This window comes from Ectobacillus sp. OTK, assembly GCF_059698935.1.
Genome location: NZ_AP048547.1, coordinates 3,990,811 through 4,017,396 on the forward strand (window position 1 = coordinate 3,990,811; position 26,586 = coordinate 4,017,396).

Sequence of the window (26,586 nt, forward strand, 5' to 3'; positions counted from 1 at the left end):
TTATTCCTCCTCCATAATCATTTCACTAAGCGTTTTTCCTTGTAAAACCATTGGAAGAACAACCTCACTTCTCGGCACCATAAAGTCGATTACGACAGGACCTGGTGTCTCCAAGGCTTCTTGCCACACACGGTGAGCTTCTTCTTTTGTTCTTGCCCTTAGCCCTTTTACTCCATATGCTTTAGCCAATTGAACAAAGTCTGGACTTCCTGATAAGTCGATTTGGCTGTAACGCTCTTCATAAATAAATTCCTGCCACTGGCGAACCATGCCCAACACTTGATTATTGATGATTACCACTTTAACGGGGAGGTTATGAATCGCACAAATAGCTAATTCCTGCGAACACATTTGCATACCGCCGTCACCATTGATGGAAATCACTAGACGGTCTGGATTTCCCATTTGCGCTCCTATGGCTGCCGGGAATCCAAAACCCATCGTACCTAGCCCGCCGGAAGTGATTAAAGATCGAGGATGACTAAACTTATAGAATTGAGCCGCCCACATTTGATGCTGTCCTACATCTGTCGTTATAATGGCTTCCCCCTTGGTTGTTTCGTGAATCATTTCTATTACATACTGCGGCTTTAGTACCGCACTGTCATCTTTAAATCTCAATGGGAACTGCTGTTTGTTTTTCTTGATTTCAGAGATCCAAGATGCAGTTTGAGCAGGCTTTGCGGTTTCATTAGCTAGTGTCAACACTGACTTTATATCACCAACGCATGGGATATGGGTTTCGACATTTTTTCCAATTTCAGCAGGATCAATATCAATATGCGCAATGGTTCTTGCATTTGGAGCAAAACCAGCCAAATTCATTGTCACTCGATCATCAAACCTTGCACCTATACTAATGAGCAAATCACAATTTTGTATAGCCGTATTTGCGGTATACGTACCGTGCATCCCCGGCATCCCCATCCATAAAGGATGGGCACTTGGAAATCCGCCCAGCCCAAGCAGTGTGGTAGTTACGGGTATTTGTGTTTTGTTAACAAACTCCAAAAGCTCGTGGTGTGCCCCAGAATGAACGACACCAGCACCAGCCAAAATAACAGGACGTTCGGCTTCCTCAATGGCTTTCAACAATTTTTCTATCTGCTGTCTGTTAGGGTGTTCGATTGGTTTATAACCGCGTATTTGGATTTCCTCTGGATAAACAAAGGTTGTTTTATCGGCTGATACGTCCTTAGGGATATCAATCAACACAGGTCCTTTTCTGCCCGTAGAAGCAATATGAAATGCCTCACGAATAACTCCAGCTAACTCCTCAACCTTGCGGACTTGATAACTATGTTTGGTAATTGGCATGGTTATCCCCATAATGTCTGCTTCCTGAAAGGCATCCGTACCAATCAGGGATGTGGCTACATTACCTGTGATGACAACAAGCGGAATGGAATCCATATGAGCCGTGGCAATCCCTGTAACAAGATTCGTAGCCCCCGGACCCGATGTAGCAATACACACACCTACCTTGCCTGTCGACCTCGCATATCCGTCTGCTGCATGAATCGCCCCTTGCTCATGGCGTGTCAAAAGGTGATGAAAATCCTCGTTTCCATACATAGCATCATACATATACAATACAGCTCCCCCTGGATAACCGAAGACACAATCTACCCCTTCTAATAACAAGCATCGAAGTAAAATTTCTGAACCTGATAGGTAATCAGGCTTTAATAACTTTTCTCGAAGACCTTCCTTTAATAAAAGAGCTGAACTTTGAGCACTCATTCGTAATCCTCCTTCAAAAAATATGTTGTGTTCATTAAAGAAAACTCGCTGATTGGCAAGCCGTTAGATGAAGACAGAGGCGTAGTTGCACTTACACTGTATTCCTAAAATTTCTGACTACATCGAATTGACTTCCAGCTGGAAATTTATACTTTCCTACAGTGTAAAATGAAAAAACCTCTTTCATCCCATGCACGCACTCATCGCGTAACAGGGACGAAAGAGGTTGTCTTCCGCGGTACCACCCTAATTTGTTACACGCCTCACAGCGTATAACCTCAGCAGGTCTCCAAATATTTGAAACCTTTGACACAATAACGTGTGTCCTTCCGGTCTTCCCTACTAGCAAGGTTGTTCCATCCTTCGTTCAGGAAAACAGCTCAGAGGTGACTTCGAAAGCAGGGATTATGGCAAAGGTCCCAGCAAATCCTTTGCTCTCTGTACATAAGAGCCCTATTTCTTCATCCTCTTCATAGCTAACTTTTTGATTTTCACCAATCCATCATCCAACAAAATTATGCATATAAAAAACCTCTTTCATCCCAACGCACGCACTCATTGCGTAACAGGGACGAAAGAGGTTGTCTTCCGCGGTACCACCCTAATTTGTTATACGCCTCACAGCGTATAACCTCAGCAGGTCTCTAAATATTTGAAACCTTTGACACAATAACGTGTGTCCTTCCGGTCTTCCCTACTAGCAAGGTTGTTCCATCCTTCGTTCAGGAAAACAGCTCAGAGGCGACTTCGAAAGTAGAGATTATGGCAAAGGTCCCAGCAAATCCTTCACTCTCTGTACATAAGAGCCCTATTTCTTCATCCTCTTCACAGCATAGAAGTATTAATATTCTGAATTTTATTATAATTAAGACGAAATGTCAACCATTTATAGAAATATGATCTGCAGAAAGAATAACGTTTTTTTCGTTTTGGAGATATGATTTTGTCTTACCTTGATGGGCATGGGGTTATTCCCCATTGTTTTCTAAAGCACCTTCAAAAAAATTAGCGTGCCCATAGTGCTTTCACATCATGACATGCTTTTTGAAACTTTATTATCACAAAACAATTGAGCACTGTTCCTTGTTACAGGAAAGCGCCCGATTGCGGAAGATCAAAGGCAGTTGATGCTAATTCGCACTGATTAAAATTTAGTATCCATTATTTGTGCCCCTTCTAACAACAATCTCGATATCCTCCTGCTCAATCCTCTTGAGCTCCTCTTCATTTAAGAGCTGTTTAGGATTATTTTTAGCCAAAAACTTTAAATCGAGAAACACACTTTCTTCTACTGTTGTCAAAGGTTTTTGTACATACGTTTTTTTGTAAAGATGCTCTATAGATTTTACATCACCTGTTATGGCAAAAATAATTTAAAAAAACAGCTGCCAATAATAAAGTGATAGAAAAAAGGATCACTCCAATATAAGACAACAGAAACCTCATTTTAATTGACATCTCTTACGCATAACGCGTACTTATTTAACCGTTTACAAAGTGAATTACCACAATAACCAGTTTTTTGTATTCATTTCGCGAACTTTTTTCTTTTTTAGTTTAGTCATCCATGCTATAATGAGTTCGGAATAAAAGTGACTTTTAAAAAGTCAGAAAATTTCTTCATATGAGTTGAACTTAATTTTTTCTTTAGTATTCTGTATTCCTATTTGAACCTTTACTTGAGAAGGTACATCCCTTGGACAAATATGCTAGGGTACGTACTGTATAGGAGCAGCAGAAATGATCTAATTTTATATCAGTCAATTTCATAAGTTGTTTGCTCAGAAATAAAAGTAAGTGAAGTCAAAGTCAAACCTGCTCAATGCAGAAGGAAGTCATCTAATAATGAACTTTATCATTTCAGAATTATTTGACATTCGTCTTATTGATATGTTCAACTATTATGAAATCGATTTATATAAATGAAAAAATTAAGAATTCATCTTTTGAAACAGGAGGTTAACCAGATGGACAAAATCTTTAGAAAAAAGTCTATTACAGATTTAATAGCTCAAAGTCACAATAAAGAGCTTAAACGCGCGCTAAGCCTGTTGGATTTAATACTTCTTGGAATTGGCTGCATAATTGGAACTGGTATTTTCGTTATCACAGGCGTAATTGCTGCCAAAAGTGCAGGTCCAGCTATTATTCTTTCATTTATTCTGGCAGGTATTGCTTGTGCGTTGGCTGCTTTTTGTTATGCTGAATTTTCATCTTCTATACCGGTATCAGGGAGTGTATATACGTATACGTATGCTACAATGGGTGAACTTATAGCCTTTTTAATCGGTTGGGATTTAATGCTTGAATATGTCATTGCGCTTGCTGCTGTTGCAACAGGCTGGTCAGCTTATTTTCAATCATTAATTGCCGGATTCAATATTCATATTCCTGCTTTCCTCGCCTCTGCACCGGGAAGCGGTCAAGGCGGAGCAGTCAACTTGCCTGCTATGATCATTATTTTATTAATCACAGCTCTTGTGAGTAAAGGTGTAAAGGAAAGTACACGCTTTAACAATGTGGTTGTTTTCCTTAAAATCGGAATCGTTTTATTATTTGTTTTTGCAGGGATTAAATATGTAAAGCCGGAAAACTGGACACCATTTATGCCGTTTGGTTTCGAGGGAGTCGTTACAAGTGCGGCTACTGTTTTCTTTGCTTACATCGGCTTTGACGTAATTGCTAATGCATCAGAAGAAGTAAAACGCCCGCAACGAAATATGCCAATTGGAATTGTTGCTTCTTTAGCTATTTGTACACTGTTGTATGTTGTGGTTTCACTTGTGCTCACAGGTATGGTTCCATACACAAAACTGAATGTCGCAGACCCTGTTTCATTTGCCCTTAATTTTGTCGGCCAAAATAGCATAGCCGGTATTATTTCCGTTGGTGCTATCGTAGGGATTACGACTGTCTTGCTTGCATTATTGTATTCCCAAATCCGCTTAACCTACGCAATGAGCCGGGACGGTTTGTTGCCAAAGGTTTTCGCGAAGGTACACCCTAAATTTCAAACGCCATTTAAAAACACATGGCTTACAGGATTTATTGCTGCGGGAATTGCCGGCTTCGTTGACTTAACAACACTTGCCCATCTTGTAAACATGGGAACATTAGCTGCTTTCACCCTTATTTCTATCGCTGTTATTGTGTTGCGAAAGAAACAACCAGATTTAAAAGCAGCATTCCGAGTGCCTTTTGTTCCTGTCTTTCCGGCTGTTAGCGCACTTTTATGTATCTATTTATCATTGAGCTTGCCTGGTATTACATGGATTTGTTTCGCAATTTGGATTACAGCAGGAACAATCGTGTATCTATCCTATTCAAGAAAACATAGTTATTTAAATAAGAAATTAGACATGTCCCAAGATGAAAATATAAGCTAAATTCTTATCAATAACTGTAGGCGGGGCCCCGCCCCGTCGCCATGAAACAGCTGGGGAGAAATCATATTCCTAAAACAAAAAAACGTCATTCTTTTCGTAGAATCACTACGAAAAGAATGGCGTTTTTTAATGCATCTTTCCGCCTCTGATGAGCTAGTTATAATTTTACGATACGCCCAAATCATAAAAAAATCCGTTCATTAACTACCATTTAATGTTAAAATGTATTAGGTTTGATATCACTTACTTTATTATAAAGAGAGGTTATTATGAACTTTATTGGATGGATGATCGTTGCTTGTGAGATAGCCTTTTGGGTTGTCATTTTGTTGGGTTTAATCGTAAGATACCTGTTCAATTTGAATAAGTTGGGCCTTATTTTACTTGCTCTAACCCCTCTTATTGATTTGGTATTAATTGTAATAACAAGTATGGATTTATACCGCGGAGCAACAGCCACCATTGCCCATGGACTTGCTGCCGTTTACATCGGAGTGTCACTTTCATTTGGAAAAAGCATGATCAAATGGATGGATGAACGATTTCAATACCATATAGCAAAGACAACAGCTGCTAAGCCTATCAAAAGGTATGGGATTACATTCGCCAAGCATTATGCAAAAGGATTTATTAGACACATCATTGCATTTTTAATAGGCTCTGCTATCTTAGCGACCATGATTTATTTGATCGACGATCCCTCAAAAACTGAGGCACTTTATGGAATTATTAAAGTATGGGCGATTGTTATAGCGATTGATTTGTATATAACTGCAAGCTATTTTATCTGGCCTAAAAAGGAAAAAGCAGGAACTCATTCAGCATAATTCATGAGGAATAATATAAATGAAGTGAGAGGGTTCAGCAAGCCGTATAAGCGAAAAAACGCCCGAATTGGGACATTTTAGACTGTGTTACATTTAGGGGAACTCGATGTAAGGAGCAGTTCCCCATTCTACACCAAAAAAGCGCGCTTTTGTTTAAAATCTGAACTTCCTGCTAACGTTGAGTGTTTGTGATATGACAAGAATAATCCAGTTTGCACAGAATGGCAAAAGCAGAAGTTCATTCATCTATATTTTTTTAATTAGTTAAAAATATTTTCCCCTTATTTTTAGTATCAAGAGCTTGTTTGACATCTGAGAGACGATACTGAATTTGGGGTCTTGTTAATGTTAACTGTTTAGTATGAATAAGCTGTATAATCTGGTGAAATGTTTCATGCCATTTTCGCGTAGAAACTTGTTGATTCCAATGGCGTAAATGAAATATGTTTGTATGTACTTTCGTATTATTCATAATCTCTGTCCAATTGACAGGTACTCCTGACAAAAGGCCTATCGTTAAAAACATTCCATTGGGGCTGACGCAGTAGGCTAAGCTCGTACCAGATGATCCGCCAATGGAGTCAATTGCCGCTTTAGCTCCACAACCATTCGTCAATTCCATAACTGTATCGTAGAGCGGGGCAGTCTCTGTATTAATTACATAAGAAGCACCCAGTTGAATTAATTCCTCTGTGTAGATGTTATTTCGTGTTACTGCAATTAAACGAAATCCTAACACACGGGATAATTGAGCAAAAATACGGCCAATAGAAGATCCGCAAGCATTTACAATTAGATCATCTCCTTGCTTTAATGCCAATACTTCCGTACAGATAACCCATGCTGTAATAGGATTAATATAAAGCTGTGCTGCTGTGTAATCCTCCAGATAATCTGGAACGATAACAGCTAGTTCAGCTGAAGCTTTTACAAATTCCTGCCATGTACCTTCCCCTCGTAATGGCAATACTCGTTTGCCAAGAAACCATTTAGAAACAGAAGGACCTACCTCTTCTATAATGCCGACTCCTTCATATCCTGGAACAGCGGGTAAAGAAATTCGATTTGAATATGCTCCTCGAATGGGAATTAAATCAGATGGATTGATAGGCCGGGTTTTCATTCGTACCAGCACTTCACCAACACCTGGATCTTTCACTTCTATATTTTCTACTTGTAGAACTTGTTGAGGTTCTCCGAATTCATAAAACTTAATGCTCGTTGCTTTCAAGATAGATAGCCCCCTTTTTATACAACAGTTTAATTATTAAGAAGTGCATAGAAAAGCCCTCCAGAGCGCTGACTGGGGGCTTCGTGTTCATCTTATATTTTATATTATTAAAGCATAATATTGATCCATAAAGCATATTCCGCTAAAAAGCATTAACAGCATGTATAGTCAATGCTGATGCGCATGAAGCTTCGCAAAAATCCCATTTTCTTGTGAAAGAAGCTCCATATGGGTTCCATCTTCAGCAATACCTTCTTCTGTTATCACGAGAATACGATCAGCCTTTTTTATCGTGCCCAATCGATGCGCAATAATCAGAGTTGTTCGATCTTTTGAAAGATCATTCAACGCTTCCTGTATAATTGCTTCTGTTTCAGTATCTAGTGCTGAAGTGGCCTCATCCAAGATTAAGATTGGCGGATTTTTCAAAAACATTCTGGCAATAGTCAACCGTTGTTTCTGGCCTCCAGAAAGCTTTAACCCTCTTTCACCAATTTGCGTGTCAAATCCATCTGGCAGGGAAGCTATGAGGTCTGTCAAGTGAGCTTTTCCGGCTGCTTCTTCTATTTCTTCCTGTGTAGCATTCAATTTACCATATGCAATGTTATCTCTCAAGGTACCTGTAAATAGAAAGACATCTTGTTGGACAATCCCAATGTTTGAACGCAAGGATTCTTTTGTCATGTTGCGGATATCCACTCCATCTATGGTAATCGCTCCTTCTGCAACATCATAAAAACGAGGGATCAATGAACAAATTGTCGTTTTTCCTGCACCAGAAGGCCCTACAAATGCTATGGTTTTTCCCGCCTCAATAGAAAACGTCAAATCCTTCAAAATAGTGCGCTTGCTTTCGTATCCGAAGGTAACATGATGAAAACTAATATCTCCTTTTAAAGACGGTACATCAATCGCATCAGGAGCATTTTGAATATCCGGCTCAGCATCTATTAGTTCAATAAAACGCTTAAAGCCTGCCATTCCTTTTGGATAAAGCTCAAGCAAGGCACTGATCTTATCAATAGGTTTAAATAGAATATTTAGATAAAGAATGAAAGCGACTAATTCTCCATAGGATAAGTCGCCAGAGAAGCTAAGCCAAGCTCCAATACTCCTACTAGCACGGCGCAAAAAAAGTCTATATAGAATAGTCTTTTGTGAGGGCGATAATAGCTAAAGAAACGCTTAATCATTAAGAATATAGCACCTCATTTCTATATAAATATCATTCCCGGTCAGATGATAATACCTTACCACATGCCAAATAAGTGTGCGATATATTCTTTTATCTAGCAGTTGATATCACAAAGAAAGAAGCAGGAGAAGCCCCTAAATTCAAAAGTTTGTTATTGGAACTTTACGTGTAGATTCTATGTTGATTGTGTTACAGTAAAACCTTAGATTCCTATCTTTCTTTAAAATTTTTTTCAAAAACTTGCAGGGTTTATCGGTAGATGCAACGTCTAAGAAGGTAGAGAGAAAAGAGGTGATGCATTGGAGAACGAACAACAGCTTGTACAGGATATTTTGCGCGGGAATCGGCAACGGTTTCGGGAGCTTGTAGCACACTACGGTCCGCAGGTGCGCAGCGTCGCACTCAAGGTCGCCGATCATCCGCGCGATGCTGAGGATATTTCACAGGAGGTGTTTCTTCAGGTGTATCGCTCTCTTTCTCAATTTCAAGGACAGGCGAAGCTCTCGACCTGGATTTATCGCATTACGATGAACAAGGCGCTTGATTATCAAAGAAAGCAGTCGCACCAATCCGATGGGGATGACATCCTCACTTTCATACCCGACACGCAGGCAGCTACGCCAGAGGAAGCGCTGCTTCAAAAATCAGAGCGGGAGATGGTTCATGAGCATATTAGCCGGCTGCCGCCAGCGTACCGGGAAATCGTCTATCTCTACTACTTTCAAGAGCAATCATACAGTCAAATTGCTGAATCGCTCGGCATCGCAGTCAAAACTGTCGAGTCCCGCTTATACAGAGCACGCGGGCTGCTGCAGCATCTTAATAAAAAAGGAGGAACCGCATGAAGCATCTTACTACCAAACAGCTTGTCGCCTATCATGAGAACGTACTGCCGCCAGCAAAGCAGCACCTATGCGCACAGCATTTGCAACATTGTCCAAGCTGTCAAACAGAATGGGCAATGCTGCAGGAGCTTGATGCAGCTTGGAAGAATCCCGCACATGACGGCTTGTCCGCAGACACACTTGATGCCTTAATGGTAGAAATTGAACAGCTGCCGCTTCCAGAACCAATGAAACTGCCAAAGCAATCCCGAAAAGTACGAGCGCAGCACATTTTGCTTGCTGGCGCAGCGGCCTTCCTTTTCTTGCAATCCGACCTGATTCAGCACGTCTTGCACACGGATGATTACGTCACACATACCATTGAGCAAACATCCTCGATCACAAGCAAGCTGCCGTTATGGCAGAATCTTATAAAATTTATGGAGGGAACACAATGAATCCACGAAAACCGCTTCTTTACTTGCTAGCGCTGCTGCCAGGGCTCGGACATTTTTATCTCGGCCTCATGACGCGCGGCTTGCAGTTTATGCTTTTGTTTTTCGGAACAATTTTTATCATTGCCAATTCGTTTGAAAGTCTCGCACTAGTCCTGCCAGTCATCGTCTTCTACAGCTATTTCGATGCTCTGCAGATGTACCGTCTGCACCGCGATATGGCAGAATTGTATGACGAACCGCTCGTGAGCACCAGCTGGCTGCGCCGCAATAAGTACATCTTTGGCTGGGTGCTCATCGGTCTCGGCTGTTTAACAATTATGAAGCAGGTCAAGCAGATGCTGGAACAATACCTCCCTCAATTCATGCCTGCATACATTCCGTATGACTTACTGCAAAACCTCATCATGAGCATCGTCCTCGTCCTCATCGGTTTGCAGATTCTACGCAGCAAGCATGACGAAGATGTTTGGGATACGATTGAAAAATAGACCGAAAAGTGATCAGGTTATATACTTGGTCACTTTTCGGCCTTATAGTTTTACTTCTTCTTCAGCACAGTCGCTGCTTCTACATGTGTCGAATATGGAAACCTCATTATTTAAGTTTGTCGGCAAACCCTTCTTGCATTTTGGGGTGAATATAATACAAAATCAAGATCGAACAATTTATTAGCTGGAGGAACATGAATTTGATTGTTTCAAAGATTATAGATCATTACGCCTTAAACCCCATGCCCATCAAGCTAGTGAAGGACAATATGCGGATTGAAGTACGTCTCCGCTTAATAGGTCACACTCAAACTGAATTTTCACACCAGCAGTATGAGCACTTCCACCAGTACCTCCATATTTATCTGCAAATGTATCAGGTAACTGAAATACGGTAGAATCTAGTATACGAATGCGACGAAAATGCTCTATATGAACACCGGAAATGGCGGGTTGTGCCGTAATCTTTTTTTGAAGCAGTTCAGTGAGAATGTCATGCAGGAGTTGGACAGCGGCGGAGTTGAATCGCTCATTCAGTCCTTGTGGGCTGATGATTAGGAGGCTGTCCTGAAAATGTGTTTTTTCACTTTCAGGACAGCCTCCGTTTACTTTTATAAAAGAGGGGATAATAACCTAGATATAGACTCTTTAAAATGTACCCATAGTGGACGATGTTGATACTGTTCAAGAGTGAGTTCCCTTGATACTTTTACATCCTCATTAAATGTTGTTGTCAGTCTTTGAGCAATTCCCTCATCATATAGAAAGGCATTCACCTCAAAATCTAATTTGAAGCTCCTTACATCAATATTCGCTGTTCCAACAGATGATATTTCTTCATCTACAATAACGGTTTTGGCATGAATAAAACCATTGTCATATATATAGACTGTTGCTCCAGCCTTAAGTAATTCACCAATATAAGACAGGGTTGCCCAATATACAAACATGTGATCTGGTTTATTAGGAATCATAATTTTAACCTCAACGCCAGATGAACATGCAATTCGAAGGGCATCTAATAAACTCGTATCTGGAATAAAATAAGGCGTTTGGATGAGAACGGATTTTTTTGCTGATAAGATCATTTTCATGAATCCATTTTTAATGTGTTCCAATTTAGAATCAGGTCCACTTGTAACGATTTGCATTCCGACATTTCCTTGAGAAATTTCTTCTGGAAAGTGATTTGGAATATAGGTAATATCTTGGTGATGGGATGCCTGATTCCAATCGAGAATAAAACGGGCCTGAATCGCATGAACAGCTGTACCCTGTATCCTTAAATGTGTGTCGCGCCAATACCCATATTTTTGATCTATCCCAAGATATTCATTGCCGATGTTAAAGCCGCCTACATAACCGATTTTTCCATCAATAATGACTAACTTACGATGATTCCGATAATTCAACCGTAGATTGATGAAGAGGAATTTGGAAGGAAAAAAGACTTCCACTTCACCACCAGCTTTACGAAAATCTTTGAAAAATCGTTTGGTTAATCCCCTCGAGCCCAGTCCATCATATAAAACCCGTACTTTAACCCCTTCTTTTGCTTTCTTCGTTAGAACTTCTATGAGTTTTTTGCCGAGCTGGTCTTTTTTAATAATATAGTACTGTAGATGAATATGGTCCTTTGCCCCTATGATATCTTTAAATAATCTGTCAAACTTCTCTTGACCATCCGTAAACAATTCAACCGAATTATCTTCAGTTAAGACAGCATCATTGTTAATTAAATGCATATATATTAAATTTCTACTGTTTCTTGTAGCTTGATTGCAAAATTGAAATTGGTGGGTACTAAGCTGGCTCAATTGAGTTCCTAACATTTTTTGGATTCCAATCTTTTTAGAGTCCTCCCATTGAAAGAGGTGATATCGGCTGAGGTTTTGTCCGAAAAGAATATACAAGACAAACCCGAGTAAAGGCATAAAAAATAGAACCAATAACCAAGCCCATGAGGAAACAACATCTCGTCTTTCCCGAAAAGTAACAATAATCGCAAAAAAAATATTCAATACAATAACTAGCCCGAGCAATAAGGAAGTAATGTGCATAATGAAATCCTCACTAAAAAAGTTATGGGTACTAATAGTATAACTAAAATAAGTTTTTATTTTGGCTAATAGCCATAGCCATGTACATTGTTATTTTTCTAACAATCTCAACAGCATATACTCACAAATGGTGAATGGAAATAGTATTAAGATTACATTAGAGGTTCTGGTGTAAACCTCGAATATTGTAAAAAATAGGTATAAAACATAGTGTAAAGTGCTAGTAGGTTTTTTTCATAAAAGTTCACCATAAAGGATTTAATTGCGAATAAAACGGACACATTTGCAATCTGAATTCTTTTTGCATCAGAACTCAATAAAAGTACAGACCTTTGCAAATAAAAAGTGCAAAGTGCTGTACTTTATTTACTGAATAAAAAAGGACCTAATGCACTAATAGTCAGAATATTCTTCAAGAAAGAATCGAAGTTTTCACTATGTATATGTTGTTTATTTAATTACACATAATAAAAATTGTAATTTAATGGTGAGGAAGTGATTTTGTGGAGGATAGAATCCAAAGTCTTAGTTCCTTATTTATAGGAATTGACGTCGGTTCAACAACCGTCAAGGCTACAGTGGTAAACCCAAAAAATAAAGAAATTCTTTGGTCGGATTATCAACGGCACCATACGAAACAGGCTGAAAAGGTCCAGGAATTTTTAATTCGAATCGGGAATGAGTTTTCCGATGTGAAGAAGGAAGATATCCGTGTGTTTATTACCGGGTCTGGCGGTGGCCCCATTGCCGAACATATCGGAGCCAAATTCGTTCAAGAAGTGAATGCGGTTACAATGTCAGTGGAACAGCTTCATCCGGATGTCGGCAGCGTCATCGAACTAGGAGGACAAGATGCCAAGATCATTATTTTTAAAGAAAACGAAGAAACCGGAAACAAGCAAGCGATTACGTCGATGAATGACAAATGTGCCTCTGGTACCGGTGCCACGATTGACAAATGTATGATTAAAGTCGGACTGCCGGAAGAGGAAGTGGCCAAGCTGGCATTTGATGATTCAAAGCTTCATCACGTTGCGGCCAAATGCGGCGTATTTGCTGAAACAGACATTGTGAATTTGGTGAAAAGCAGTATTCCATCACCTGAAATTATGTGTTCATTGGCAGACGCCATTGTCATGCAGAACCTTTCGGTATTGACCCGAGGGAATACATTGCGGCATAAGGTTTTACTTTTAGGTGGACCTAATACATACCTGCCTTTTCTGCAACAATGTTGGCGAAAGCGGATTCCGGAGTCCTGGGAACAGCGAGGCTATGATTATCCGAAAGATATTCCGCTGGAAGAGTTGATCTTTATCCCGGAAAATGCCCAGTATTATGCGGCTTATGGTGCCGTTATGTATGGTTTGCATGAACCCCAGGGAGTAGGTGTTTACAAGGGGCTGGAAGACTTAAAAACATTTATTACCCATGGACGCAAAGCAAAGCTGGGGGAAAAAGCAGGCGCTCCTCTTGTGAAAAGTATAGAAGAATTGGAGCAATTTCGCCGTCAATACAGTATTCCGAAATTTATACCAGCTGCGTTTGAACCGGGTCAGATGATTAGAGCTGTCGTTGGTCTGGATGGAGGTTCTACCTCATCTAAGGCTGTACTAGTCGATACGAATGGCACGATTCTGTTAAAAGAATATCAGTTGTCTAAAGGAAATCCCATTCAAGATACGAAAGAGCTTCTCGGACGTATTTACGATAAGGTTCAAGCAGCCGGTGCCAAGCTGGAAATCATCGGTTTCGGAGCCACAGGATATGCGGCTGATGTCCTGGAAAAGACATTAAAAGCGGATGTGAATATCGTAGAAACGGTAGCTCATATGATGAGTGCCGTCCATTTTTTCGGTGACATTGATGTGATTTGTGATATTGGAGGACAAGACATTAAAGTTCTTTTTCTCAAAAATGGGGATATCCGCAATTTCCGTTTGTCCAACCAATGTTCAGCCGGGAACGGAATGCTTTTGCAGGCAATGGCCGACCAATTTGGGATTCCGATACAAGAGTATGCTGAAACAGCATTCAGAGCCGATCTGAGCCCGAAATTTTCCTATGGCTGTGCCGTATTTCTTGATTCAGACCGAGTAAACTTCCAAAAGGAAGGCTACGCGAAAGAAGAATTATTAGCAGGACTAGCTCTGGTATTGCCCAAAAATGTATGGCAGTATGTGGTCCAAATTCCACGTATGGCTGAACTGGGCCGAAAGTTTGTCCTGCAGGGCGGAACACAACATAACCTAGCTGCTGTCAAAGCGCAAGTCGATTATATTAAAGACCGGGTTCCGGATGCCGAGGTGTATGTCCACCCGCATACGGGAGAAGCAGGTGCGATCGGAGCGGCGATGGAAACCCTTCGTATCGTGAAACGCAGGGGTTATTCTACGTTTCTTGGGATGGACGCTGCGATCGGTATGCAATATATGTCCCGCAATGATGAATCTACACGCTGCAACTTTTGTCCGAACAATTGCAGCCGCACATTTATTGACACTTCTACTCCTGATGGCCAAACAGCGCGTTATATTTCTGGTTTTAGCTGTGAAAAGGGAACGGTAGAAGATAAAGAAGCAATGGTACAGCTGACCAAGGAACGTAATCAGCTGAAAAAACAATACCCGAATCTCGTTGAATATGAAGCGCGTCGTATGTTTCAGCATTTCTATGATTCTGCTCCTTTACCAGAAGCGGGACAGATGATTGAGGATGTAAGGGTAAAATCAGGTTTGTTTGGCACAAGAAGAACGAAATATTCGCGTCCGTTTCAACGTTCTTCAGCCGAGGCATTGGAATGGCGGAAGCAACTTCGCATCGGAATCCCAAAAGTGCTCAATATTTGGTCTACTGCCCCTTTTTGGCGGACTTACTTTGAGACGCTGGGTGTCAGTGAGCGTGGCATCATATTTAGTGACTATACGAGTGAGGAAATGTGGCAAGAGGGAGGAAAGTACGGATCCATCGATCCATGCTATCCATCAAAAGTAGCGCAGGCACATGTACATAATTTGCTATTTAAGCACCATCGAGAAAATAAGCCGCTTCATGCGATCTTTTTCCCATGCATTACCCATATTCCGACCCATCTAAACAATGTGATGGACTCATCGAGCTGTCCGATTGTAGCCGGGGCCCCGAATGTAATCAAAGCAGCCTTTACAAAAGAAACGGATTTTTTCAAGACAAGGGGGATCACCTATTTTGATCCAGCGGTGACGTTTACAGAACCGAATATGCTGAAAACACAGTTGTATGAGGCGTTTAAGGATTTCTTGCAAATCACGGAAGACGAGAGTGATTATGCGGTAGCCGAGGCTTGGAAGGCGATGGAACTCTTTGATGTGGAAATGCAGGAGAAGGGCAGAATGATTTTGGAGCAGGTGGAAGCGGAAAATAAGCTGGCTATTTTGATGATTGGTCGTCCTTATCATTCAGATCCGGGCCTTAACCATGGGGTATTAGACGAGTTTCAAGTGCTGGGCTATCCGATTCTTTCCATGCGCTCTATTCCAAAAGACGAAGCCTGGCTGCATCGCTTCTTTAAACATGATTTAGAAGGCGAAAGAGTGAAATATGCGTTGGAAGTAACGGATGTATGGCCGGAAAACTTTAGTTCCAATAGTGTACAGAAAGTGTGGGCCGCTAAATTTGCCGCCCGCCATCCAAATGTGGCCGTATTGGATTTATCCAGCTTTAAATGCGGACATGATGCCCCGACATACGGGCTGATTGATTCAATTGTATCAACAGCTGGAGCGCCTTATTCCGCACTTCATGATATTGATGCGAATAAGCCAAGCGGTTCAATTAAAATTCGTGTTAAAACTTATGCCCATAGCTTGGGGCTTCACGAAGAACGCCTGCAAGATTTAGCACGCAAAAAGCAAGAATTACAGCTTCTCATTGAGAAAAAACGTCTAGAATTAATGCGTGGTCCAAACTATGAATGGATAAGTGAAGGTACTGAGAAAAAAGCAATATCTGAATAATGACAAAAGGAGTCGACATAAACGTGAAATTAGCAAAAGAACATTCCAGCGTTAAGGATATTGATCAAACTGATATTACGCGAGTGTTTGAAGAAGAATTGAATCGATTTAAAGCGGAACAAGAAGCTGCGTTAGGCTTGAACGAAACAAGGAATCAGTGGTTCGACCCTGTTCCACGGCAATTTTTTGCCAAGGACAAAGATTCCACGACCATCCTTTTCGGAGGGCTAACGATGGCACATGATTATTTGGTCGAGGGAGCTCTGAAAGGATTGGGTTACAATGTCCAGCATATGGAATGTCCGGATACAGAGTCATTGCGCTATGGAAAGGAATTCGGGAATCGGGGACAATGCAATCCGACTTATTTCACCGTAGGGAATTTGATTAAATATCTTACTCACCTAAGGGACGTGGAAGGAAAATCGAAAGAAGAAATTGTTCGCAAATATCTTTTCATTACAAGCGGCTCCTGCGGTCCCTGCCGCTTCGGCACGTATGTGACGGAGTACCGAAAGGCGTTACGGGATGCGGGATTTGATGGTTTCCGGGTTCTTCTGTTCCAACAACAGAGCGGCTTAAAGCAGGCTACTGGGGAAGAATCTGCCCTTAAATTAGACAGCTCCTTTTTCATTACCTTTTTAAAGGCTGTTTTAATCGGCGATATTTTGAATGCACTCGGTTATCGTATCCGCCCTTATGAAGTGGTTGCGGGATCAACCGATGCTGCCTTGGATCGCTGTAAACAACATTTGCATAAAGCCTTCGGTGAACGGAAATCGCTCATAAAAGTCTTATACCGATGCCGCAAGGAACTGCAAGCGGTGAAAGTAGACCGGACAATCGTCAAGCCAAAAGTAAGCATTATTGGAGAATTTTGGGCGATGACAACAGAAGGAGACGGCAACTATCGCCTGCAGCAATTTTTGGAGGAAGAAGGGGCCGAAGTAGAAGTACAATCTGTGACGGCATGGATTTTATTTTTGATCTGGGAGGGACGCTATGATACCCTCAAACGGATGAATTTACGCCGAGCAGACACCGGTCGTAAAGGGCTGGAAGGAAAGAACCCTCAGCTGCGTCTGCGGATGCTGCAGTTGGCCGACCGTGCTGTACGAGTGATGTTCCAAACGTATGCAAAAGCCATTGGTCTTCGCGGCTATCACTTGCCTGATATGGATGAGATTGCGAAGGTCGCACACGATCACTATAACAACCATCTAAGAGGCGGAGAGGGACATATGGAGGTCGGCAAGCTGATTCTAAATGTTGTGAAACGTAAAGTAAATATGACCATTTCGGTTAAACCTTTTGGATGTATGCCTTCATCAGGCGTTTCGGATGGCGTGCAGTCATTGATTACCGAGCTTCATCCGGAAGCGATTTTTCTTCCCATTGAAACGACGGGAGACGGGGCGATTAACGTATACAGCAGAATCCAGATGATGCTGTTTAAGGCAAAACAGGCTGCACAGAAGGAGTTTGACGAAGCTTTAATAAAAAAAGGCTTTACAGTTGAGAAACTCCAAATGCTGAGCTTTTCACAATCTACCCACCCATTGCAAACTGTTCGTCATGTTGTTGCTTGTACAGCAGCCAATACGGTATATAGCACACAAGGTTTTTTCAAGCAGTTTTCGTTTCGGAGAAATAAAGAAGAAATGGAAAGCGTTTAGGGTCATTATTTGCATTTAACGGATACTTTTGTACAACATATACCACAACGTCATCCATTACATTGTTGTCGTACATCTCGTGTCAATCGTCCTATATCAGAAACATGAAAGAGACAATCCCGTGTGAGATTGTCCTTTCTATTTACATAGCTATCAACGAGCAAAATCGCTCCCATTTTTCTTCCATGTGAAATAAAAAGAGTCTTGTTCCCCTTCCTGTGATATAGATAAGTTACCACACAAACCCAACCATAGGAGGAAAGAACATATCTCATACGCCCTAATAGTTGTTGGAGAAGTTCTACAGCGCGGCATTCAAGCGCTGATTAAGTGCTTCTGGACTCATTGATACTCCCGTAGAAGATTCTAAACGGCTACATAACTGCGCCAAAGGTGTATTCGCAACTGTTTGGCTGAGCCATACACATAAGGCAACTATATGTTTCGCTCCAAATTTACTATTTCGTTGCACGAATTTTACTTCTTTGGCATGCTCCTGAAGAGCCTCTGGAGACAGTATCGTTGTAATTCTTGAGAGAGTAGATACAGTTCATCTGAAAGCGAGAAATCCATGAAAAAACGCCATCCTTTTCAAGTATTTTACTGAAAGAATAGCGTTTTTTTGTTTTAGGGAGAGTTTTGTTCGGTTAACTTGATGGCTATAGCCTTAAACCCCATAAACACTTTTCATAGAAACCGAAGCAAAGAATCTCCATATGCATCTCTTCCTATCCAGACACCTAAAACGATGGAAAGAGAACTATTTTATAAAGCACATCCGGCTAACGTTCTTTTTGATACTCCTTATTCGATAAAGAATTATAGAACCGGGACATTCCAATTCAAAAGTTTGGCTCCATCTGGTGATCCTGCTAATGATTATTTAGCAGGAGGGATGTTTTTAAATAAACATGAAGATGCACCTAATGTTATTTTCGGATTCATCATCTTATTCCTTTGCTAAATTCCACTTAATGATATGTCCGGCATGTGTAAGTCCTCCTCCAAACCCATAAAGCAGAAGAGTATCTCCATCTTTTAATTTTCCTTCGTTCATCCCTATCTGCAAGGCTAATGGAATAGAAACAGCAGAGGTATTCCCCATGTATTCTACACTAGTTAATGTTTTATCTAACGGAAAACCTGATTTTTCACATATGGATTCAATCATTCGCAAATTAGCACTATGCGGAACAAACCAGTTTATTTCGTCCATCGATAGCTCTGCCTGGTGTAACAACTCTTTAATACCTATTGGCAGTGTACGTGATGCCCACTTATATACTTCTCTTCCGTTTTGAACTATCTTCCCATGTGTTTTCAAAGGAGTTCCAAACATGGCAGCAGCTAAATTTGTACGGTATACATGCATGCCTCCTTCCCCATTTGTCCCCATATGGGTAGCTATAAAACTTGGAAATTCTTCATCTTTTTCTACTAAGACAGCTGCGGCTCCATCTCCAAATAGGATACATGTAGTTCGATCTGTGTAATCTGTAACTTTAGATAAGGTTTCTGTCGTTACAACTAAAATCTTGCGATGAAGACCAGATGTAATCAAACCATTTGCCAGATGTAATCCATATGTAAAACCAGCACAAGTTGCATTGAGATCCATAGCACCCGTATGTTGAATATGAAAATGCTCTTGAATTTGGCAGGCCACACTTGGAAAAGCATAGTCAGGCGTAGTCGTTGCAACTAGAATACAATCCACGTCAGCAAGATTTTTATGATACTGCTGTGCTAAATTTTCAATGGCTTTAAAAGCTAATGTAGAGGCATATTCGTTATCATCAGCAATTCTTCTTTCCTTCATGCCGGTTCTTTGTACAATCCATGCATCATTTGTATCTACCATTTTTTCTAAAGCATCATTGGTAAGCTTTTTTTCAGGTATATAGATACCAATAGCTGTAATTCTCGCTTTTGATCGCATTCGTTTATCCCCTTTACTATTTTTATACCTGATTTTATAATTTAATATTAGTACCAGGTATTAATTTTTGTCAATCACTTATTATGAAAATAATGGTAATTTAATAACTGCTTGTGAGAGAATAAAGGAGAGATCTTCATGTTAAATACTCAACAAATTAAAGAAATTATTCCACATCGTTTCCCCCTTTTATTGATTGATCGTATTATCGAAATAGAGGAGGGAAAACGTGCAGTCGGAATCAAAAATGTTACGGCTAATGAAGAATTTTTTAACGGTCACTTTCCTGATTATCCAGTTATGCCAGGTGTCTTGATTGTAGAAGCTTTAGCGCAAGTAAGTGCAGTTATCATGCTCATGAAAGAAGAAAACCGTGGAAAGATTGGTCTTTTTGCCGGTATTGATAATTGCCGGTTCAAAAAACAAGTTCGTCCCGGTGATCAGCTGCGTTTAGAAGTGGAGATGACGCGTGTTCGGGGCTCAATTGCAAAAGCCCATGCTATTGCGACAGTAGATGATGAACTCGTTTGTGAAGCAGACGTAACATTTGCTCTTTTCGCTAATAAAAAAGTCTAAAAACTTGTTAAGTTTTTAGACTTTTTATCACATGATATATATATTTTCAGTTGATATAGTTCTCAAAAAGCGGAAGTTAACTAACTATGCTGCTCATTTTTATATGGAGGAGCATGCTAATTTATGGGAATCATCTGTATTAGAAATCAAAATTATCAGGATCTGGTCCGACACGATGATTTTGATTTAAAGCATCAATTCGGCTCATATCCTCTTCAGTTAATTCAAAATCAAAAATATCAGCATTTTCCATAATACGATGTTCTTTTGTGGATTTAGGGATCGTTACCACACCATGCTGCAAATCCCAACGCAAAATAACTTGCGCAATGGACTTTCCGTGCTTGTTTGCGATTTTTTGCAGCTCTGGATGATCTAGTAATTGACCTTGCATAAGAGGAGACCAAGCTTCAAATTGAATCCCGTGTTCCTTGCAGAATCTTTGTAGTTCTACTTGTGTCAGCCTTGGATGATACTCCACCTGGTTTACCATTGGTTTGATTTCTGCTTCTTTCATTAAGTCTTGTAAATGATGGATTTGGAAATTGCTTACCCCAATCGCACGAATACGTCCCTCTTTATAAAGAGTTTCCAATGCTCTCCAAGTATCTTTATACTTCCCTTCAACCGGCCAGTGAATCAGGTATAGGTCCAAGTAATCCAGGCCCAGCTTTTCTAAGCTTGTCTCAAAAGCAGCTAACGTTGACTCATAGCCCTGATCTGCATTCCATACCTTGGAAGTCACAAACAAATCCTCCCGGGATAAGCCAGTATCTGCGATTCCCTCTCGGATTCCCTGCCCAACTCCCTCTTCATTCTCATAAATAGCTGCCGTATCAATACTGCGATATCCATGCTTAATAGCCGTCTTTACTGCATGAACCAATTCTGGTCCTTCTTCTACTTTGAATACACCTAATCCAAACCAAGGCATTTTTACGCCATTATACAATGTAGTTGTGCTTTGTAAGTTTTGTATCATTCCTATGTTCCTCCCTAAAACGTATTGCTATTAGACACTAAAAAGTAATATAGGGCCTAATAAGCTGTATATCATACATCAACCATACTGTTTGACAAAAGTTATTATGATTGATAATGCTGCTTATGAGAAGAACGCACTTAAAAGTGCCATAGATACTTTTAAGTGCCGTGGGCACTTAAAAGTAACATAGGAACAAAAAGGTTCTCTATAGAAAATTACATGAACTTGCACACATTATTTAAAAATTAAATAAGCGTTTACGAATATTGTTCCGTTTCATATTATTTGTAGAGTATGTCTTGAAAAGTCTTATCAAGCGTTGGAAAGGTAAACGTGTAACCTTCACGTTCTAATCGTTCAGGAAGAACCCAACGGCTTTTCAGCACCAACTCTGTTTCCGTCTTGATGAACATTGCACCAAACTCTAACATCCATTTGGGCGAAGGCAAACCGAATGGGACATTCATCTTTTTTCTTAGTTCTTTCATTAATTCACGATTACTAACAGGTTGAGGTGAAGAGCAATTAAAAATGCCGCTTAGATCTTCTCTATCCTTCAAAAAGAGAATGATTTGAAACAAATCCTCGACATGGATCCAACTAAACTTTTGCTTTCCTGTTCCCTGAACTCCTCCAAGCCCAAACCTAACTAAATTTCGATAAGGTACCATTACTCCACCGTCCTTGCCTAATACAATAGCTATGCGTAAGGCAATCTGCCTTGTTTTTGGCAGGTCAAAAGCAAAGAAGGCTTTCTCCCAGTTTGTTGCAACATCAACAGAGAATCCTGAACCAATTTCTCCATTTTCTTCTGTCATTGGACGATCTTCCGCGTGCCGATAAATAGTTGCTGTGCTGGAATTCACCCAAATCTTAGGTGGGTTGTTACATGCTAATATAGCTTCTCCAAGTATTTTAGTTGTCTTTATCCTTGAATGCATGATTTCCTTCTTATTTGCTTCATTGTATCGACAATTCACAGATTTCCCTGCAAGATTGATAAGAAGCTCAGAATCCTCTAATGCTTTTATAATTTCCGATTGATCCTCCCAAGAAATATGTTGTTTGTTCCTTGAGATAATGTTCACCTCATATCCTAGATCATTAAATTTATTCTCAAAATACTTACCTATGAATCCAGTTCCTCCTGCTAAAATTACCTTTTTCATATAATAGCCCCCAGCCTATTCTAAAAATCGCTTCCGTATTTCAGGCGATGGCAACAAGCAGCTGTCTTTCTTCCCAAACCATTTGTACCTATTCTTAGCGACAATATCGTAAAATAAATCTCGTATTGGTTTTGGTACAAGTAAGAAGCAATAGAATACCTTCCATCCCCATTTTAAATTCTTACAAACCCGTAAAGCCGCTGATGATTTATCGTAACATTTGTTACCCTCAACAAGAATAAAACTGTCTAGGCTGTCAGGGATATTATACTTTCTTAATATTCCTTGCCCAACATCGCTTTGAATAGATGCGAATTTATATAAGGCATTTTTATCTCTTTTAATGATAAATTGGACGCTATGATCACAAAAGTTACATACCCCGTCAAATAAAATGATGTTATTCACAATCCCATCCTCCACAGCAAGCCCCTCCCCGTTCTGGACAGGGACTTCACATCATTCTTTATTCTCTGTGACTCCAGACATTTTACGCTTCTCAAATTGATTATGGAATACGAAAAGAAGCACAATTGCAAGGATGACAAATCCAATACAGATTGCAAGCGGAAAATCCCAATGAGTGTATGCTCTAAACGAAATGACCAAAACAATGAACATTTCCAAGCAAAAAATCGGTAAGAAACGTTTCATCATCTTCTCCCCTCATGTCCAAAAGATGTTCTTTTCCTCTTTTTCCTTATTTTATCATCTGGAAGAAGCGATTTGTTGTACATTCTTTCGAAATTACGTTAAAAAAACGCCATCCCCTTCAATGCTTCCACTAAAGGGACGGCGTACTCCTCATATTTCACCCATTTTTTGTTAATTGAATTGCCTTTTTGATGTCCTTAAAGGAGCTGGACTTCCCATACATAAGAACTCCGCCTTTATATACCCTTGCTCCAAATATAGCGAGAATCGCGATCGTCACTAAAAGAATACCTATTCCTGCTAATGGCTCCCAGACAGGAATGGTCAGCATTCCAACACGCATGAACATCAACATTGGCGTAAAGAAAGGAATGTAGGAGGTTACCGTAATAAACGTATTATCCGGCTGCCCCAGGCCAAACATCGCAATCATAAATCCAGCAACTACCAATAAGGTCATCGGGGTAATCATTTGCTGAACATCTTCAATCCTGCTTACTAAAGAACCTAAAAATGCCGCTAAAGTCGCGTATAGGAAGTACCCTAGTATAAAAAAGACGACTGCATATAGGATGGTGGTCATGGGAATATTATTGAATCCAAAAAATTCGAAAAAACCGCCCTTCATTGAGGAAAGATTTTGTTTAATAGAATAATAGCCCACTCCTAATAAAACGATGAGCTGAGTCAAGCTTAGTAAGCCTATCCCTAATATTTTTGCAAACATTTGCTTAATCGGAGAAACGCTTGAAATTAAAATTTCCATGACACGAGAGGATTTCTCTGTGGCAACCTCCATCGCAATCATATTCGCATACATGATGACTGCAAAGTAAATAATGAATAATAAAACATACACTAAACCTCTAGCTTGATTCAATTCTTCTTCTGTTTTTGCATTTTTCTCAAGGGCCACCCGCTCAAATGAAACAGGCTCGTAAAGCTTTGCCAGCTGCTCAGAAGATAAATTGATTCGTGAGGCCGCAAGCTGCGTTTTAATTTGCTGCAGACTATTTTGTAATTCTGTAGGCAGCGCCGAATCTGCTATTGTCATAGATTTATACGTAGCTAAAGGAAGGCTTTCTTTATCAAATGAAAGAATCAATAAACCTTTATAGGAACCTTTTTCTACCTCAGATTGCGCTTTTTCCTCTCCGTCCTTATAATTGACCAGCTTAATGTCCTGATTTACTGCTTTTACATTCTGCTTAAGCGGTTCAAACAGAGCATTCGTTTCATCAATCACAGCAATTTGATCCTGCGCTTCATCCTTAGTAAAAAAGCCAATAATGTTCGTCATATTGGTTAAACCGATCATAATTGCCAAAGTGATAGCGGTAGAAATTAAAAATTGTTTTGTTTTTAGCTTACTCGTGTATGTATGAAATAAGATAATCCAGAAATTATTCATAGGAAGCACCCACTTTCTCAATAAAAATATCATTCAAAGAAGGCTCTTCAAGGACAAATTTTCGAACAAAGCCTTTTCCAACAATATCCTTTAAGATGTTTTCAGCGACATATTCTCCTTCAATCTGTAAATGAATTCCTTCCGGCGTTTGCTTTGTTTTGCTTACCCCTGAATACTCCTTAAGGAAATCCATATTAAAATCCGCATGGATGATCAAATTCTTTTTCCCAAATGACCGTTTAATTTCCTTTAGGGAGCCATGAACCACCGGTTTCCCATGATGCATAATACATAAATGTTCACACATCTCTTCTACATGCTCCATTCGATGGCTTGAAAAAACGATAGTCGTTCCGTTTTCTTTTAAATCCAAGACAGCTTCTTTTAGCAGTTCAACATTTACTGGATCAAGACCGCTGAAAGGTTCATCTAAAATCAAGAGCTTCGGCTTATGTATAACAGCAGCAATAAATTGTATCTTTTGCTGGTTCCCTTTTGAGAGCTCTTCTACCTTTTTATCTCCGTACTCCGGCACCTTAAACCGGGTTAACCAGAAATCTAATTCTTTCAATGCATCTTGCTTCTTCATACCTCTTAACCTAGCTAAATAAACAATTTGCTCTTTTACTTTTAATTTTGGGTATAAGCCTCTTTCCTCTGGAAGATAGCCAATTAGATGACTGGTAGTATAGTTAATTCGTTTATGATCCCAAGTAACCGTTCCACTGCTTGGGTCTAATAATCCTAAAATCATTCTAAATGTTGTCGTTTTGCCTGCACCATTTGCCCCTAGAAACCCGAACATCTCTTTTTCTGGAATGGAAATAGACAAATCATCAACTGCAGTGAAAGATCCAAATCTTTTCGTAACGTTTTCTAGCTTTAAGACCATTTGTAATCCCCCTTCTCTTGACTCCTATATTATAATACCGAAAAAAGGGTGAAATTTCCAAAAAATATTTTAATTCTTCACTATTAAGTATAATTGATAAATCTATGTTGGGACATTTTAAAGTTGAAATTTCCGTTTCATGAAAAGATATTTATTCTCCACAACATAAATAAAAAGGGTAACCAAATTATGATTACCCTAAAATTTACGCCTCTGGTATAAATGTTTTACAATCCTCTTTTCTCACAATATTTAAGGGTATCCTCTCTCGATAACTGGTGTAATAACTGCCTCGTTTACTACAAAGCGAGGATCTTGTGTCACCATATGAAAGAAAAATCGTCCCACATCTTCTGGATTTAAGAACTCATGATGGCTTTCTTCATGCCAGTTCGTATCCATCCCGCCTGGGTACACAACAGAGCAACGAACATTGTATGGCTTTCCTTCTCCATTTAACGCCTGTGTAAATCCGGTCATTTTCAGCAAAGACTTTGGCTGCTCCTTTACCAAGTCCTTCACTCCCGCCGGTGATGATTATTACTTTATTTTCCAACAGATATAATCTCCTTATAATACGTTTGAATGTATAGACGTTGCTTCCACAGTTTTGGCTTTAGATTCGGGATGTGTATCGCCTGATTTCAATAGCAATGCAACTCCAACAGCTATGATGCAAATACTAACAATTCGCAACGGATTAATTGGGATCACAGGGCTCCCGAACAAACCGATTTGATCAATAACCGCAGCTCCTATAATCTGTCCCAAAACCACGATTACAAACACCGATAGAGCGCCAAGATTAGGAATCGCAAAACTAAGTGCAGTGATAACAATCATTCCGATCATCCCCGAAATCGTATACCATTTAAAGCCTTGAAGAATGGAAGTACCAATCCCCATAGATGGCTTTTGCCAGAACAATAGAATGAGCGGGGGAATCGCCTGCACGACTGATAACCAAGTAATCATTGCGGGCGTCCCGATTAGTTTACTTCCGACACTGTTACTAACCCCTTGAATAGAAATCAATAGGCCTGAAGCCAGTGCGGCTATAAGAGAAATCATATACAT

General features: G+C 40.1%; 20 protein-coding genes, 3 pseudogenes and 2 other annotated features. Of the genes and pseudogenes, 8 read left to right on the forward strand and 15 right to left on the reverse strand.

The features are described from left to right. The gene (gene ilvB / locus AC6HZ4_RS19745) at positions 1-1,743 is read right to left on the reverse strand and encodes a biosynthetic-type acetolactate synthase large subunit (protein WP_497491407.1); all 1,743 of its coding nucleotides are present in this window, start codon (positions 1,741-1,743) and stop codon (positions 1-3) included. 209 nt (positions 1,744-1,952) lie between these two features. Beyond that, positions 1,953-2,226: a binding site (T-box leader), on the reverse strand. Between the two features lie 81 nt (positions 2,227-2,307). Continuing rightward, positions 2,308-2,581, reverse strand: a binding site (T-box leader). A 1,129-nt stretch (positions 2,582-3,710) separates the two neighbouring features. Between ilvB and bcaP the strand changes: the two genes are divergently transcribed. Both bcaP and AC6HZ4_RS19755 read left to right on the forward strand, forming a co-directional pair. Then, positions 3,711-5,129 (forward strand): branched-chain amino acid transporter BcaP, encoded by a 1,419-nt coding sequence (gene bcaP, locus AC6HZ4_RS19750; protein WP_497491408.1) that lies wholly within the window; start codon positions 3,711-3,713, stop codon positions 5,127-5,129. Between the two features lie 269 nt (positions 5,130-5,398). Next, positions 5,399-5,956, forward strand: coding sequence for a hypothetical protein (locus AC6HZ4_RS19755; protein ID WP_497491409.1), 558 nt, complete (start codon positions 5,399-5,401; stop codon positions 5,954-5,956). A 256-nt stretch (positions 5,957-6,212) separates the two neighbouring features. Here the strand turns inward: AC6HZ4_RS19755 and AC6HZ4_RS19760 are convergent, their stop codons facing one another. Further along, positions 6,213-7,187: a zinc-dependent alcohol dehydrogenase family protein gene (locus AC6HZ4_RS19760; RefSeq protein WP_497491410.1), complete on the reverse strand. Its 975-nt coding sequence runs from the start codon at positions 7,185-7,187 to the stop codon at positions 6,213-6,215. Positions 7,188-7,355: 168 nt separating this feature from the next. Further along, a pseudogene (locus AC6HZ4_RS19765) lies at positions 7,356-8,294 on the reverse strand (ABC transporter ATP-binding protein); the annotation flags it as partial. 387 nt (positions 8,295-8,681) lie between these two features. Here AC6HZ4_RS19765 and AC6HZ4_RS19770 point away from each other — a divergent pair. From AC6HZ4_RS19770 to AC6HZ4_RS19780, 3 genes are read left to right on the forward strand one after another with little or no spacing between them, the layout of a single operon-like run. Beyond that, complete coding sequence (locus tag AC6HZ4_RS19770; protein WP_497491411.1) at positions 8,682-9,227, forward strand: RNA polymerase sigma factor; 546 nt, start codon at positions 8,682-8,684, stop codon at positions 9,225-9,227. After that, positions 9,224-9,664, forward strand: a complete 441-nt coding sequence (locus AC6HZ4_RS19775) for an anti-sigma factor family protein (RefSeq protein WP_497491412.1) — start codon at positions 9,224-9,226, stop codon at positions 9,662-9,664. The genes AC6HZ4_RS19770 and AC6HZ4_RS19775 overlap by 4 nt, the downstream gene beginning before the upstream one ends. Beyond that, positions 9,661-10,152 carry a hypothetical protein gene (locus AC6HZ4_RS19780; protein ID WP_497491413.1) on the forward strand — a complete coding sequence of 164 codons (492 nt, stop codon included), beginning with the start codon at positions 9,661-9,663 and terminating at the stop codon, positions 10,150-10,152. Before AC6HZ4_RS19775 ends, AC6HZ4_RS19780 begins: the two co-directional genes overlap by 4 nt. Positions 10,153-10,431: 279 nt before the next feature. Here AC6HZ4_RS19780 and AC6HZ4_RS19785 read toward each other — a convergent pair. Both AC6HZ4_RS19785 and cls read right to left on the reverse strand, forming a co-directional pair. Continuing rightward, a pseudogene (locus AC6HZ4_RS19785) lies at positions 10,432-10,710 on the reverse strand (IS4 family transposase); the annotation flags it as partial. Between the two features lie 53 nt (positions 10,711-10,763). Further along, complete coding sequence (gene cls / locus AC6HZ4_RS19790) at positions 10,764-12,212, reverse strand: cardiolipin synthase (RefSeq protein ID WP_497491414.1); 1,449 nt, start codon at positions 12,210-12,212, stop codon at positions 10,764-10,766. 503 nt (positions 12,213-12,715) lie between these two features. Between cls and AC6HZ4_RS19795 the strand changes: the two genes are divergently transcribed. After that, on the forward strand, positions 12,716-16,207 hold the full coding sequence (locus AC6HZ4_RS19795) for a BadF/BadG/BcrA/BcrD ATPase family protein (RefSeq protein WP_497491415.1): 3,492 nt from the start codon (positions 12,716-12,718) through the stop codon (positions 16,205-16,207). A gap of 23 nt (positions 16,208-16,230) precedes the next feature. Continuing rightward, positions 16,231-17,883, forward strand: a complete 1,653-nt coding sequence (locus tag AC6HZ4_RS19800) for a 2-hydroxyglutaryl-CoA dehydratase (protein WP_497491416.1) — start codon at positions 16,231-16,233, stop codon at positions 17,881-17,883. Between the two features lie 281 nt (positions 17,884-18,164). On the opposite strand, the pseudogene AC6HZ4_RS19805 reads toward AC6HZ4_RS19800, so the two are convergent. Together AC6HZ4_RS19805 and AC6HZ4_RS19810 are read right to left on the reverse strand one after the other, a co-directional pair. Then, positions 18,165-18,456 (reverse strand): annotated as a pseudogene (locus AC6HZ4_RS19805) (IS4 family transposase); the annotation flags it as partial. Between the two features lie 376 nt (positions 18,457-18,832). Then, complete coding sequence (locus AC6HZ4_RS19810) at positions 18,833-19,822, reverse strand: ketoacyl-ACP synthase III (protein WP_497491417.1); 990 nt, start codon at positions 19,820-19,822, stop codon at positions 18,833-18,835. Positions 19,823-19,960: 138 nt separating this feature from the next. On the opposite strand from AC6HZ4_RS19810, the gene fabZ reads away from it, so the two are divergent. Further along, a complete protein-coding gene (gene fabZ, locus AC6HZ4_RS19815) occupies positions 19,961-20,398 on the forward strand; it encodes a 3-hydroxyacyl-ACP dehydratase FabZ (protein ID WP_497491418.1) in 438 nt (145 codons plus the stop codon). Positions 20,399-20,537: 139 nt separating this feature from the next. Here the strand turns inward: fabZ and pgoN are convergent, their stop codons facing one another. From pgoN to AC6HZ4_RS19855, 8 genes are all read right to left on the reverse strand, one after another. Further along, positions 20,538-21,380: a glyoxal/methylglyoxal reductase gene (gene pgoN / locus AC6HZ4_RS19820; RefSeq protein ID WP_497491419.1), complete on the reverse strand. Its 843-nt coding sequence runs from the start codon at positions 21,378-21,380 to the stop codon at positions 20,538-20,540. A 284-nt stretch (positions 21,381-21,664) separates the two neighbouring features. Beyond that, a complete protein-coding gene (locus AC6HZ4_RS19825) occupies positions 21,665-22,552 on the reverse strand; it encodes a TIGR01777 family oxidoreductase (protein WP_497491420.1) in 888 nt (295 codons plus the stop codon). 15 nt (positions 22,553-22,567) lie between these two features. Beyond that, positions 22,568-22,960, reverse strand: a complete 393-nt coding sequence (locus tag AC6HZ4_RS19830; RefSeq protein WP_497491421.1) for a thiol-disulfide oxidoreductase DCC family protein — start codon at positions 22,958-22,960, stop codon at positions 22,568-22,570. A 51-nt stretch (positions 22,961-23,011) separates the two neighbouring features. After that, on the reverse strand, positions 23,012-23,209 hold the full coding sequence (locus AC6HZ4_RS19835) for a hypothetical protein (RefSeq protein WP_497491422.1): 198 nt from the start codon (positions 23,207-23,209) through the stop codon (positions 23,012-23,014). Positions 23,210-23,363: 154 nt separating this feature from the next. After that, positions 23,364-24,617: an ABC transporter permease gene (locus AC6HZ4_RS19840; RefSeq protein WP_497491423.1), complete on the reverse strand. Its 1,254-nt coding sequence runs from the start codon at positions 24,615-24,617 to the stop codon at positions 23,364-23,366. Further along, complete coding sequence (locus AC6HZ4_RS19845) at positions 24,610-25,509, reverse strand: ABC transporter ATP-binding protein (protein WP_497491424.1); 900 nt, start codon at positions 25,507-25,509, stop codon at positions 24,610-24,612. The genes AC6HZ4_RS19840 and AC6HZ4_RS19845 overlap by 8 nt, the downstream gene beginning before the upstream one ends. Before the next feature lie 252 nt (positions 25,510-25,761). Further along, the gene (locus AC6HZ4_RS19850) at positions 25,762-26,022 is read right to left on the reverse strand and encodes a hypothetical protein (RefSeq protein ID WP_497491425.1); all 261 of its coding nucleotides are present in this window, start codon (positions 26,020-26,022) and stop codon (positions 25,762-25,764) included. A 57-nt stretch (positions 26,023-26,079) separates the two neighbouring features. Further along, positions 26,080-26,586 (reverse strand): DMT family transporter, encoded by a 507-nt coding sequence (locus AC6HZ4_RS19855; RefSeq protein ID WP_497491426.1) that lies wholly within the window; start codon positions 26,584-26,586, stop codon positions 26,080-26,082.